The following is a 14001-nucleotide window of genomic DNA, read 5'->3' as shown; positions in this document are numbered from 1 at the left end:
CGAATCTCGTTATTTTTCCATCATCAGCTTTAAGATTAGTTCGTCCGTATGCCTTGTTCCTTCGTTTCCTAGCTTACAAAAGCTTTCAATACTTTTTTCTACATCATCATGGATAAATCCGTCAGTAGATTTAATTTCTTGATTGTTAAGTGCCAATAGAGCTGATTGTACAGCCACATTTGAACATGTGGATACTTTCATCGCACAACCTGCCTTTGCACCATCACAAATCATTCCTGAAACATTACCAATCGTATTTTGAATTGCCGCTTTAATTTGATCTAGATGACCATCAAGTAAATAAACAATTGCCCCACTTGCACCCATCCCCGCAGCAGTTACACCACATAATGCTGAAAGACGCCCAAATTTTGATTTGATATGAATGGTAATCAGATGGCTCAGTGCCACTGCTCTAATCATTTTTTCCTCTGAAACCTGCAGTTTCTCCGCGACTGCCACAACTGGAAGTGTCACGGCAATTCCTTGATTACCGCTTCCGGTGTTCGCCATTACAGGGAGTGTTGAACCTGCCATTCTAGCATCAGAACCAGCGGCAGCTAGAGACATCGCTGCAGTGGCTATATCATCGGATAGAATTCCCTTTTGTACATTTTCCCTTATGGTCTTCCCTACTTTTAAGCCATACTCTCCCGTAAGACCTTCTTGTCCAATTACTCTATTCAGTTCAATACTCTTTTTTACGAGAGATAAGCTTTGTATATCAAGCTGTTGAACCCATTCAACAATTTCATCGATTGTAAGTGAGATTAATTCCTCTTCAGCTGACTGAATGCCAATATTTTCGCATCCACCTTGAAACACAACTTTACCATCAACTTCAATTAACGTAATATTGCTATGATTATCAGAAATAACCACTTTAGAAGTATGCTGATTGGTTGTAAGGGTGACTTCAATATATAGTCGTTTTGGTGTATCGGCTTGACAAGATGTTACTTTTCCTTCTTCTATTAGTTTTAAGGCGGACTGCTCATCTTCAAAAGTAAGTCCATCTAATACTTCCATTTGTTTCGTTGGATTTCCCGCAGCGGCACCAATAGCAGCAGCAAAATCGAGACCACTAGAAGTCATTCCTGGAATCCCAACAGATTTAGCATTCTTGATTATATTTCCGCTCGCTCTTAGACTTATCTTTTCTATCTGCCCTCTGGCATAGCTTTTTGCCGTTGCTGCGGCCAATGCAATCGCCACAGGCTCCGTACAACCGAGTGCAATAACTAATTCTTTTTCGAGAATGGCTTCTATTTTATGCTTCTTCATTATGTTCCACTCCTACTTTTCTAAAGTACCTTATCTAAGATATTACCATAACAGAGCAGATATAAATTTGGGGTAATTTTACCAAATAGTCCATATCGTATAAAAAAGAGTCTTTCTAGGGAACGAAAGACTCTTTTTTATGCCTTTATTACATTGAATAGCTGATTGTTTCTTCTCCGATTTCTGCTTCTCGTCCAAACAGTCTAGCATAGACACCATTGCTATTTTCAAGCAAATCCGCGTGCCCCCCTTGTTCAGCAATTTTTCCATTTTCTAACACAATAATCTTATCTGCTGAGAGAACCGTGGAAAGACGGTGAGATATAATAAGAATGGTTTGCTTCTTACCCGTTTTCAAAACGGACTCATTAATCTTCGTTTCAGTAATTGGATCAAGGGCAGAACTCGCTTCGTCAAGTATAAGGATAGGTGCATCTTTAATAATAGCTCTAGCGAGCGATAAACGCTGCTTTTGTCCTCCGGAAAGCAGACTTCCCCGTTCCCCGACTTTTGTATTTAAGCCTTCAGGCAGACTTTCTATGAGTTCATCCAGACCGCTATCATGCAAGGCTTTTAGTAATTCTTCGTCCGTGGCATCCGGCTTACCAATTCTTAAGTTATCCGCCAAGGAACCGTTCCGTAACTGAACATCCTGAGTTACGATTGCTATTTGTGACCGCAGCCAAGCTGTATCCCATTCAGTTATATTTCTTCCATCCACCTCAATTTGACCATTTTTTGTTTCATATAATCTAAATAGCAAATCTACGATGGTAGATTTTCCTGAACCACTTGGTCCAACTAAGGCAACTTTTTGACCAGCTTGGATATCAAAAGTAACACCAGATAGCACGTTTTCTTCTTTTTCCGGATAGGCGAACGTTACTTCTTTTAGGCTAATACTTCCGCTTGCCCTTCCACCTTGAATACCTTTCTTTATTTCAGCTTCGGCTGGCTTGTGCGAAAGGAGAATGTCTGAACGGTCTAGCGCCGGCCCTGTTCTTCTGACAGAAAGCCAGTTACGGAGCAATCGCTGCATTTCGTTGGCTGCAATCGTTACTAACCCACCTGCGGTTAGCATTTGTCCGCTAGTCAAACTATCGTTCCAAATTAATAATGTACTAATCAAGTAGACAATAGCTAAAGCAAATCCATTATAGCTGGCAATAACCACAACTGATTGCATTCTTGCCTTTAATTCCTTAATAGAATGCTTTACGAAAGAGTTTCGGATGGCAATCACGCTTTCCACCTCATTTTCAGAGACTCCCATCACTCGTGATAAATGAATTCCCGTAACCGATTCTCTTAGTCTCTCTAGGTATCTAGAAGCCTCTTGTCTCGCATTAGCAGAGGCAGCCCTGGTCCTAACCCCAACATAATTAGAAGTCCAATAAAAGATAACACCTAAAACCACACTGGTAATCATTAAATAAGGATGAATCCAAAGCAATACCAGACTGTAAATAAATACTCCCTGGACACTTGCCATGAAGGTCGATCCTTCCCAAGCAAGAAAATTGTGGAGAGTATCAGGGTCATCCGAGACTCGTGCCAGCAGCTCCCCAGAAGAGTTGTTATGATAAAAGGAATAAGGGACAATCTGCAAATGACTAAACAGACGCAGCTTTTGCCAATTGGTTACCGTCTTTGCCGTTTGGTGGCAAAAATATTCATCAATAACCATCATGACTAAATCGAAGATGGCAGAAAAGATTAATAACCACATTAAGCCCCAAAGCCAAGAATGATTTTCATTTGGGATGATTGTATCCACAAGCCAGCTAAGCGCTAATGTAGGGATTAAAGCTGAAAAAACCTGACTTATTGCAATAACAACTGAGTCAGCAATTACCCACTTTTTATAGGGTCTTAAAAACGCCAGAACTCTGCGGCCATCACGATTCTTGTTTTGCCCGGAGACAGTATTTACACTCATCCAATCATCTCCTTTTCTAACTCGCTGTATTGGGCTTTATATAATTCATAATACTGCCCTCTTAACGCCAGCAGTTCTTCATGTGTGCCTTCTTCCGCCACCATGCCCTGGTCTAAAAGGAGGATTTTATCTGCATTCCTGACTGTGATAAGCCGGTGGGCAATCGTTATGGTTGTTCTGCCTGGAATTAACTGTTCTAGTGCTTCCTGAACTTTTTCCTCTGTTTCCCCATCCAAGGAGGAAGTCGCTTCATCAAAGATCAAAACTGGCGGCTGGCGCAGAATCGCTCTTGCAAGTGCTACCCTTTGCCGTTGTCCGCCTGATAGCTTTAATCCCCGTTCTCCGACTACCGTTTCATACTTATCTTCCAATGATTGTATTAATTCAGTTAACCCCGCAGCTTCTACTGCCTTATCTAATTCTTCTTGAGTCGCTTCTTTTTTTCCATATAAAAGATTGTTGCGCAATGTACTGTTTAGGAGAAATGTTTCCTGCGATACCACCCCAACCTGCTGCCTAAAGCTATTTCGGTTGTAGGAAAACAGGTTCTTTCCGTCTATAAGAACTGAGCCTTTATCAGGTTCATATAAACCTAGAAGAATTTGAATAAGTGTACTCTTTCCTCCGCCGCTTGTACCAACAATACCAATGTGAGACCCATGTTCCATCGAGAGCGACACGCCTTTTAGAATTTGTTTTTCGCTGTTGGGATAAGTGAACCAGATATTTTCTAAGTTTATATTACCCTCCACTGCACCAAAAGACGGCAGATTTTCTTTATGCTCTTCCGGTAAATCAAAATATTCATAGATTCTTTGTAATGCTGGGATTGCCTGTTGAATGGTTAGTGCATTTTCAGCAAGCGAACGAACTGGTAAAAACATGATGGGAATAAAGTTAAGACAAGCAATCAAGGTTCCTATGGTAAGATTACCTTTCCAGATGGAAAAGCCCCCAATTAACATAACAACACCGGGAGTCGCGATATTAAACAAATTCCCTAACCGCCAATTGACCTTTCCAATTAATGCTGCACGAATCGAATAGTTTTTCCATTCTATCTGTTTTTTCTGCTGTGTTTCAATTTCCTTTTTTTGCGTCTGAAATGTCCTGACAAGTCTAGTGCTTTCAATGCTTTCCTGTAAATGCTGATACATGTCTGCGCTCATATCTCTTTGTACAGCGCTCATTTTCCGCATTGTTATACCCAGTTTAAATGATGGGAATATGTAAATAGCAAATACCGCAAACATGACAATTGCTGCGGGCCAGTACAAGGCAAAAACGGCTGTAAACGCAGCAGCCGCTCCAATAACTTGTTGTAAAATACGCGGTACAACCGTATTATTCAAGTTTTGTACAGACTCTACATCATGCGTTAATCGATATAACATATCACCTCTTGGTGTTGTAGTGAAAAAGGACATTGGTGTTCGGTGAAGCTTTTTAAAGGCCCGAATCTGCATGTCTGTTATTACGTCTAGACCAATTTTAACCTGTACATATTCCTGCAAGGTTTCAAACAGTGACTTGCCTAAGAAAGCAACAAGTACCCCGCCGACAATCCATAGCAAAAAGGTTGTATTTCGCGCCCCGATTACCTCGTCTACTAATCTTCCTGCCAATATAGGAGGTAAGATAGTAAAAGCTCCGCCTATTAATGAAAAGGTTAGAGCTAGAAGCAATTTTTTCCAATATGGTTTAAAATGAGCCAGTGTCGTTTTCAATAAATTCATAATTTTCCCCCTCGCGAGATATTATTTTATTACAAATAATAGAAAAATTCATTACTATTTTAAATAAATTTTTCATTTTTTTACAATTCTGTTTTTCATATAAAAAAGAAAGTAACCACATTGGATGGTTACCTTCTTTTGAATAATTATTTTAATGATCCCGATTGACGATATAATTCAATAAATGCTTTAAAAATGAGGTATTTCTCGGAACCAGCTGCAGCGTTTCGATTGCCAGACAGTAATGCTCCCACATTGCTTTTTTAGCAGCATCGACCCCTAGTATTGATACAAAGGTGGAATTGTTATTTTCTGCATCTTTTCCAGTGGATTTACCAAGCGTATTAAAATCTCCTTCAACATCCAACAGGTCATCTTTAATTTGAAAAGCAATCCCGATATGATAGGCATATTTTTTCAACGCTTGCATTTCCGCTTCTGTTGCATTTGCAAGAATAGCAGGCATTATGAGGGAAGCTTCAAAGGCGATCCCAGTTTTATAAAAACATAACATGTTCAATTGTTCCAATGTTAATACTTTGCCTCTTGAACCTAAGTCCATCGCCTGTCCTTTACACATTTCTGCTGTCACTTGTGCAGAATATTGAACCAAGCTAAGCACCGTCTTCGCATCAAAATCATTAAGGGACGTTTGTTCTTCAATTGCCTTCTGAGTAAGAAAGAGTCCCGTTAATTCGGCAATGGCATTATTGTAGACCATGTGAAGAGTAGAACGCCCTCTGCGGATGGACGCATTATCTTGGGATGGCAAGTCGTCAAAGATTAGAGAAGCAGTATGCATGAATTCCAATGATCTTAGCAGCGGTACAATGGACGATTGATTTAATCGATATTCGTTTATACCCATAATCCAGGTAATAATGGGCCTCAACCGTTTCCCATCACCTTCAAGACTATAGTTTGCAGCTTCGGTAATCGGATCTCTCAACAAAGGAGCCGTTTCATCTTTAATGATAGGTAATAGCTGGTTGATTTGTTCCCGTACACTTTCAATGTTCTTTCGGAATTCTTCTTGTTCTTTTCGATCGTTTTTAAGATTGGTGATCATATGGTCTCGGAGAAGTTTATCATAGAAATCGACATCATCGGCCGTATTAACCATTTTTTGAATCACTGTATTAAATTCGGAAATCTTTGAAGCAAATAACTCCATTACTTCATCATATTTTTTGGTACCTACACGTTGTTTAAATCTTTTTAATCCATTTATCGCACGATTTAAAATTACTTCGCAAGCCTTTTTGTCTGAATGATAAACATGATGAATTAGATTGGAAATGACGCTCCAATATAATTCAAATGGATTTATTAAATCGACACGCTTTTTATGATACTTGAGATAATAGGTATAAGGTGTTACCGCACCGTTGTCCATATCCTCAAACATATCTGCAAAGTCATCTGCCAATTGGTTATATATACCATAAAAGAAGGTTCGATTATCATAACCCTCATCAAGATCGGCACTAATGACAGAACGGACAATCAATCGTGAGGAAGAAGATTTTAGAATAACCGGAATATAAAGTTCATCATTCGTGTAATTTTCATTGGATAAATCTTTTTCACGGTCCACTTCCTGTGAATGAAAAAATACATACGATTGTTCAAAAAATGACTTTAAGTTCTCTGGCCGCTGCTGCGTTTTAATATACTCAAATCCCTCTCGAAGCTCCGAATGAATGAATGTAATTAAGGATTTGTTCTTTTTTGCCCAATCACCGCCCAATGGCGGTACGGCACCCGTAATAAGGGTATTACGTATTAAGTTCGAATATTGTTTTTTCTCTTTATCTGATAAAACATTTGAGTCTAGAAGGTCATCGATGAATGGATAGGTTAAACCATAGGCATAACCTATCCGAATGGCTTTATCTAGTCTATTGGCACGTTCTTCAGGTGGGGTTCTATCAACCATTTCTTCCATCTCGTGCAAAAGAACTCCAGCTATAATTTTTATTAACTTACGCTGAGCATGATCCGCATCCATTCCCTGAGGAATATGCTCAGCTACGATTTTTAGTTTGTTGATTAGCCAAATTATTGTCAATTCAATCGATTCCTGCTGGGCCCATCTGTACAACCAAGCCATTGAGAAAAGTTCATTCTTATTTTCACGTTTTTCCCTTGGCTGCGTAAGATTGTTACTTAAACTGGTAACAACACTTTCAATCCTTGTTTGTGTTTCTTTGGAATCCAGTTCTTTTCCTAAATCACGCATAAAAATATAAGAGATGCTTCTATCCAGGTAGTTGTCTAACTTCCCTGTATAATTCAGCCATTGGATATAACTATGATACTCAAAGGAAGTCGGCTTTTTCTTTCTGCGAGAAAGGAAATTTACGATTGAATGATGGGGTATATGGTTGTGCTTCCAGGATTGTATATCCCTAGTGAGAGTAGAAACATAGCTTTTTTGGATTACCTGCTGATACAGTGATTGAAAGTAATCACTTGCCTTTTTTTCAGCCATTGCATAGCATGCATCTTCATTTATTACAACTGTCTTTATCATTTAAACATTACCTCAACTTCACGTTCAGTTAGTATGTATATTAATAATACACGGAAGCATTAGCTTTATAACTATTAAACTGAAAATTAAATTAAAAAGTCCCTCAGAGGTTTCATCTGAGGGAACATATATTACTGTTATTGGTATCAAAAAAGCTTCTTTTTCATTTTACTACTTCAAGTTCCACAAAAGGTTCTATATGGACGAGGTGATGGTTCAGGAAGAGAAGTATAATGTATCTGTTCTGGAGAGTACGCATATGGATTAGATAATATCTCAAGAAGCTTCTCCAATACACTATAGTCTCCATTATTCGCTGCTTCCAATGCTTCCTCCACCCGGTGGTTGCGCGGGATAACGGAAGGATTACTGTTTCTCATTAATTCAATGGATGCTTCCTTCGATTCCTCCTGCCTGCCTCGTCTTGCGTTCCACCGTTCTAGCCACTCAGTGAATTCTGTTGTTTCTTGCAGAATTGTTTCTTCTGGTTTATTAATAGTTAACGCTCTGAAGGTGTTTGTATAGTCAGCACCGTGCATTTTCATCAAATCTAGGAGGTCTTTAATAAGGGGTTTGTCTTGTTCCTCCTCATTAAATAATCCTAGTTTCGCTCTCATTCCCTCGAGCCAATTGGTCTCAAATAACTGAGCAAAGTCAGAGAGCTTATCTTGTGCAAGCGTAACTGCCTCCTCCTGGTCATCGTGCAACAGCGGCAGGAGAGCTTCGGCTAACCTTGCTAAATTCCAAACACCAATATTTGGCTGATTACCGTATGCATACCTTCCTTCTCTGTCAATAGAACTGAATACAGTAGCTGGGTCAAATGTATCCATGAAGGCACAAGGACCATAATCAATGGTTTCACCACTAATGGTCATGTTGTCCGTATTCATCACCCCGTGAATAAAACCAACCAGCTGCCATTTCGTAATCAGCATCGCTTGACGTTTAATCACTTCCTCAAGGAAGGCAAGGTATCTGTTTTCATCTTCCTGAATTTCAGGGTAATGGCGTTTTATTGCATAGTCTGCCAGCTCCCTTAGTTCCTCCTTCGTGCCCCATCTTGCAGCATATTGGAAGGTTCCCACACGAAGGTGACTTGCAGCTACACGGGTTAGAATTGCGCCAGGTAAATAGGATTCACGAGCAATTTCTTCACCAGTTGTGACCACTGCTAAACTGCGGGTAGTAGGAATACCTAAACCATGCATCGCTTCGCTAATAATATATTCACGCAGCATGGGCCCGAGTGCGGCCCGGCCATCGCCCCCGCGTGAGTATGGTGTCCGGCCTGAGCCTTTAAGCTGAATATCAAATCGTTCACCCTGTGGTGTAATCTGTTCTCCAAGTAGTACAGCTCTGCCGTCACCTAACATCGTGAAATGGCCAAATTGATGTCCCGCATATGCTTGGGCAAGTGGTGAAGCGCCGTCAGGTATTTTGCTGCCTGCAAATATAGCTGCCCCATCTTGACTATCCAACGCTGTTATGTTCAAACCCAGCGTTGCTGCCAGCGTTTTATTAAAGACAGTTATCTTTGGTGCACGTACCGGGGTTGGGTTCTGGCTTGTAAAAAAAGTTTGTGGCAAACGAGCGTAACTATTATCAAAATTCCATCCTGTTTCATTTATATCCTTTGTCATTGTACCCCCCATTTCATAAAATCTCTTACTATCTATCTTTTGCATATTTATTATATACCCAAATAAATACTCGTATTAATTACTAATGCTTTTCCTTTGGCTGCTGACTTTTATAATAATCGTAATTTCCCTGATAACTTTTAAAGCCATAGTCCTCTAAAGAAATAACTCTTTCAGCAATTTTATTAATAAAATATCTATCATGCGAGATAAAGAATATGGTCCCTTTAAAATCATCTAATGCTTCCTCAAGCGTTTCAATGGAGTCAATATCAAGATGATTTGTTGGCTCATCAAGGATTAATAAATTGATGTCTTGATATAGGAGCATGGCAAGCTTGAGCCTGATTCGCTCGCCGCCTGACAAATGCTTTACTTTTTTAAAGGGGCTTTTTTTATAAAACATGAATTTCGCTAAATATTCTCTAGCTTTTCCCTCGAGGATTGATATATCTTCTCTAAAAGCTTCCAGCACTGTTTGCTCTTCATTTTTGAATATAATCTTTTGAGGCAGATAGGCTGCCATTACATTAGCACCTAATTCCACCACACCTTGATCTGGCTGTTCTTCTCCCAAAAGCATCTTTAAGAAGCTGGTTTTCCCGCTTCCATTCGGACCAACCATCCCGGCTCTTTCACCATAATGAATGATTAACTCTGCGTCCTTTAAAATAATCTTATCCTGATACCTTTTAGAGAGTCGTATTGCTTTTATCGTTTCATTTCCAGACCGTTGTCCTTCTTTAAAGTCAAGTCTCATATTTCTTCTTTCAAAAACTGGTTTATCAATTCGATTGATTTTATCAAGCTTCTTTTGAATACTGGCTGCTCTTCTAAAAAACTTATTATTATCAGCACGCATCGCCCAGTCTCTAAGACTTGTAACTTGCTTTTCCATGTTAGTAATTTTTTTCTGCTGTTCTCGAAAATGCTCATATTGAATCCGCATATTCTCTTCTTTTTGACTAACAAACGATGAGTAATTACCCTTATAAGTTATGGATTCCATATCTTCGATTTCCACAATTTTATTAACTACATGATCTAAAAAGTATCGGTCGTGGGATACGATAATCACGATGCCCTTATAACTTTTGAGGTAGCTCTCCAGCCATTCAATTGCATCCATATCTAAATGATTGGTCGGCTCATCTAACAATAATATATTGGGATTATGAATCAACAGCTTTCCAAGTACGACGGTGGTTTTTTCACCACCGCTTAGTAAATCAAAGTCTTTGTTTAAAAAATTTTCGGTAAAATTAAGTCCTGTACAAACCTTACTTAATTTCTCTTCACATTCGTATCCGCCCTTCACTTCAAAAAGCTGAACCAAATCACTATATTTATATAAGGCTCTTTCAAGTGCTTTATCTTCCAGTGTTTTTAATTGTTCTTCTAATTCTCGCATTTGATTCTCAAGGGTGAAAATCTCCTCAAAGGCCAGGTTAAGTACATCGATTACTTTTAAACCTTTAGGAAACACAGGGGATTGTTCAAGATATGCCTTAGTGGCTCCTCTAGGCAGGTTGATCAAACCTTCATCATATCCAGGACTTGACGTTTGCGGGTAACCTGGATAGTAATGCATCTTCTCGATTCCTGCTATCAGCTTAAGAATCGTACTTTTTCCGCTTCCATTGGCACCGACAATCCCTATCTTATCACCTTCATACGCTTCAAATGTTATATTATTTACCACAAGAGTGGCTTCCATAAATTTTTTAACGCCATGCAATTTCATCTCTAACATAAAATCTCCTTCTTTCATCCATAATCCAGTTACACTATTTATGGACAAGGCAAAGAATAACCTGCATTTACTATTTATTTGTAAAATAAAAAAGACCATAAGAAGATCGTACTTCTTACAGTCTACGTAATCAATGGAGGTAATTTATTTAAAAGTTAAGACAAAAAATGCGCACGCTTAAAAAGTGCATATCTATGCCTAAACACTCGCAATAACCAACGCGCAGTTCTTCAAATAAATTAAAATCTTGATTTTAGTAAAGTAAGTTACCTTCTAAATTGCCATAATTCCATAAAGAGCATAACAAATAAACCTATTTTCTATAGGCAAATTGACACTCGATACAAAATTCATATTAATTTTAAAATCAATTAATATTAGCAATTAGTTGGTTCCATAAACTTACTTTCCTCCTTCAAAATTTCCCTTATTATCTCATTATTTCATTTATTTGTAAATATAAGTTTTCGATTTATTCTGACGTTTCACTAAGCTTTTCCTTAATAGAAATTACACCCACCAAACCTAGTAATGAAAAGATAACTGGTGTCATGAATCCAAAAAAGTAACCATTCACCCCGCTGCCTGAAGCAGTCTGAAATTGATCCAATACTACTCCAAAAATACTCGGGAGCAGGACAGCACTCAAAAATCCACCTGTGTTCGCAAACCCAGATACGATACCAGATTCTTTTATAGGAAAGGATTGACGAACGACGGCAAAGGTTAAGGCGCTTGCTCCATATCCAAACCCAATAATAAAGAAAAGCATGATTAGCAATAAAAGTGGAGGCTTTCCATTAAATAAAAGGAATGTAGCCCAGCACAATAAAACAATAATATGAATAACAACATAAGGGGTTTTGATGGGTCCTAACCTACTTGAAATCCAACTAGATAGAGGAGCACCGATCAGCGCTCCAATTAATCCAATCATGATAAGTTGACTTGCGTCGGAACGTGTCATGTCATAAATATTCATCCCATAAGGCACTGCCCATGAACCGATAAAGCCTACATATGCACCAACAATACCAAAATGGCACAGAAATAAAGACCATGCCTGCCAATTTGAAAAGATCCTTTTTATTAAAAATAATGTCTTTTCACGTTGAACCTCTTTTTTCGGGGGGACTGTTTCGTTAACAGAGAGTTTATTCGGTTTTTTTATTAGAACAAAATAAAGAAGTACTCCACATAGACATAATAGGATCCCAGCTAAAAGGAATGCACCTCTCCATCCTAAAAAGTCAATCAATAGAGAGAATGGGACAGTTGCCAGCAGGAATCCTAAACTCCCTGTCATTCCAGCAATCCCAATCAATCTTACAAATTCCTTTACTTTAAACCATTGCCCCAAAATTAATACCATATTGACCCAAATGGTTGCGTCACCTGTTCCTGTGAGTATTCTAGCAAAAAAAAGAACAAATTCATGTGTTCCCAGACTATATATAATTGTACCTAAGCCCGTAAGAGCGGCCCCAATGATGAGAAAAAAATTAGGTCCATAACGGTCTGCCAATATCCCCATCGGAACTTGTAAGCCCGTATATACAAAAAACTGAATACTTGTCAGTAATCCAATTGTTGAGGCGGTAACTTGAAAATCGCGCATGATTTGGTCTGTAATCAGTCCCGGAGCTGTTCGTTGACTTGCCATTAAAAAGTAAGTAAACAATACGGACACAAATACTATCCATCTAAATTTGCTATTTTGTTTATCCAATGGTTAATCTCCTGTTGGTTTTACTTCTATATATATGAGAGATTTTTATAAAGTAGCATTATGAATTTTAGGGAAACTATAAAAGCAAAAAAGGCAGTTCCCTGACGATCAGGAAATTGCCTTTATTTTAAGCCTATCGTAAAACTCTAGAAGCAGTTGAAAATTTAGAAGGATCAAATGAAGCAATTTTCACAACATCACCCGTTTGAGGGGCATGTATATACTGTCCTCCTCCTATATAAATGCCGACATGATAGGCAGGTAAACCTCTAAATACTAAATCCCCTGGCTGTACTTGATTTAGTGCAATTCTGGTTCCGACATTTTGCTGATCACGTGAGGTCCTTGGCAGACTTATGCCAACAGAACGATATACATAGGAAACAAATCCCGAACAATCAAATCCGCTTGGTGTGCTGCCACCCCATACATAAGGAACACCCAAATATTGTTTAGCATTGGCAATTACCGCACTCGCCGATGCTGAACTAGCTGCAGGCGGTGCAATAGCTGCAGGTGTTGGCGGTGTGTGTGTTTTGGATGTGGTTGATGTGGTTGATATGTCAGATTGCTGCTCCGACTGTTGTGAAGCTTGTGCTGCAGCCTGCTGGGCTAATAAAGCCTGTTGTTCAGCCGCTTGTTGAGCCAGTTGAGACTGTAAGGTACCTTTTGCTGCAGCTAAATCTTTTTCAATTTGTTTTTTATTTTCTTCTATTTGTTGTTGTTCAGCCGCTAATTCAACTTGACTTTGTTTTAATTGGTTGATCTGGTTAAGTAATTGTGCCTTTGCATCGGTTAACGATTGTTCTTTCTCATTTAAACCATTTAGTAATTCTGTATCACTTTCAATAATTTTAGAAATAGCAGTAAAACGATTAAAAAACTCAGAAACACTGCCAGAAGAAAGCAAAAGTTCAGCATATGTAACGACAGACTGATTCCCTTTTAACTGAATGCTTTTTAGGCGCTCTGAATAGACCTCTTTATGATTCTCTAAAGCGGTTTCGGCTTTAATAATTTCAGCCTCAGTTTCTTCAATTTTACCTTGTTGATTTATAATTTTCTCGTTTAGTTCTCGACTCTTTTCCATCGATAAGCTAATTCGGTTGTCCAATTGTTGAATCTTTGTTTCAAAGTCATTAATTTGTTCTTTAGTCGCATCAATTTGTCCGTTTGTTACTGGATTTGCAAAAGTAGGTGTTGCTTGAACTGTAGCAGCAAGGATAACAGCAGCTGCCGTATATTTTAATAATTTTTTTAGCATCACAAAATCTCCTCTTGTAACGTAATCTATCATTTATGTAAATTTCTAATATATTCCTAGTTTATATTCCAAATGGACTAAAAACAATGAACTAGTCGATTTTGTAATTAAATTGTA

General features: G+C 38.6%; 8 protein-coding genes. All 8 read right to left on the bottom strand.

The window, feature by feature from the left end; all coding sequences use genetic code 11:
• Positions 1–9 precede the first annotated feature (9 nt).
• Complete coding sequence (locus QNH29_RS05595; protein WP_283863854.1) at positions 10–1284, bottom strand: L-cysteine desulfidase family protein; 1275 nt, start codon at positions 1282–1284, stop codon at positions 10–12.
• A 148-nt stretch (positions 1285–1432) separates the two neighbouring features.
• A complete protein-coding gene (locus QNH29_RS05590; RefSeq protein ID WP_283863853.1) occupies positions 1433–3223 on the bottom strand; it encodes an ABC transporter ATP-binding protein in 1791 nt (596 codons plus the stop codon).
• Positions 3220–4959 (bottom strand): ABC transporter ATP-binding protein, encoded by a 1740-nt coding sequence (locus tag QNH29_RS05585; RefSeq protein ID WP_283863852.1) that lies wholly within the window; start codon positions 4957–4959, stop codon positions 3220–3222. The genes QNH29_RS05590 and QNH29_RS05585 overlap by 4 nt, the downstream gene beginning before the upstream one ends.
• A gap of 151 nt (positions 4960–5110) precedes the next feature.
• Positions 5111–7495, bottom strand: a complete 2385-nt coding sequence (locus QNH29_RS05580; RefSeq protein WP_283863851.1) for a polyprenyl synthetase family protein — start codon at positions 7493–7495, stop codon at positions 5111–5113.
• Positions 7496–7671: 176 nt separating this feature from the next.
• A complete protein-coding gene (locus QNH29_RS05575; protein WP_283863850.1) occupies positions 7672–9138 on the bottom strand; it encodes a protein adenylyltransferase SelO in 1467 nt (488 codons plus the stop codon).
• An 82-nt stretch (positions 9139–9220) separates the two neighbouring features.
• A complete protein-coding gene (abc-f, locus tag QNH29_RS05570) occupies positions 9221–10891 on the bottom strand; it encodes a ribosomal protection-like ABC-F family protein (protein WP_283863849.1) in 1671 nt (556 codons plus the stop codon).
• A 472-nt stretch (positions 10892–11363) separates the two neighbouring features.
• Positions 11364–12620 (bottom strand): MFS transporter, encoded by a 1257-nt coding sequence (locus QNH29_RS05565; protein WP_283863848.1) that lies wholly within the window; start codon positions 12618–12620, stop codon positions 11364–11366.
• A gap of 133 nt (positions 12621–12753) precedes the next feature.
• Positions 12754–13884 carry a C40 family peptidase gene (locus QNH29_RS05560; protein ID WP_283863847.1) on the bottom strand — a complete coding sequence of 377 codons (1131 nt, stop codon included), beginning with the start codon at positions 13882–13884 and terminating at the stop codon, positions 12754–12756.
• Positions 13885–14001 lie beyond the last annotated feature (117 nt).

The sequence above is a fragment of the Neobacillus sp. DY30 genome (genome assembly GCF_030123065.1).
Classification (GTDB): Bacteria; Bacillota; Bacilli; order Bacillales; family Cytobacillaceae; genus Neobacillus.
This window is presented reverse-complemented; position numbering and strand designations above follow the sequence as displayed.

Excerpts from the sequence above, each read along its gene's own strand:
- QNH29_RS05580 (WP_283863851.1), bottom strand. The coding sequence starts at position 7,495 with ATGATAAAGACAGTTGTAATAAATGAAGATGCATGCTATGCAATGGCT.
- QNH29_RS05575 (WP_283863850.1), bottom strand. The coding sequence starts at position 9,138 with ATGACAAAGGATATAAATGAAACAGGATGGAATTTTGATAATAGTTAC.
- QNH29_RS05590 (WP_283863853.1), bottom strand. The coding sequence starts at position 3,223 with ATGAGTGTAAATACTGTCTCCGGGCAAAACAAGAATCGTGATGGCCGC.
- QNH29_RS05595 (WP_283863854.1), bottom strand. The coding sequence starts at position 1,284 with ATGAAGAAGCATAAAATAGAAGCCATTCTCGAAAAAGAATTAGTTATT.
- QNH29_RS05585 (WP_283863852.1), bottom strand. The coding sequence starts at position 4,959 with ATGAATTTATTGAAAACGACACTGGCTCATTTTAAACCATATTGGAAA.
- abc-f (WP_283863849.1), bottom strand. The coding sequence starts at position 10,891 with ATGTTAGAGATGAAATTGCATGGCGTTAAAAAATTTATGGAAGCCACT.
- QNH29_RS05560 (WP_283863847.1), bottom strand. The coding sequence starts at position 13,884 with ATGCTAAAAAAATTATTAAAATATACGGCAGCTGCTGTTATCCTTGCT.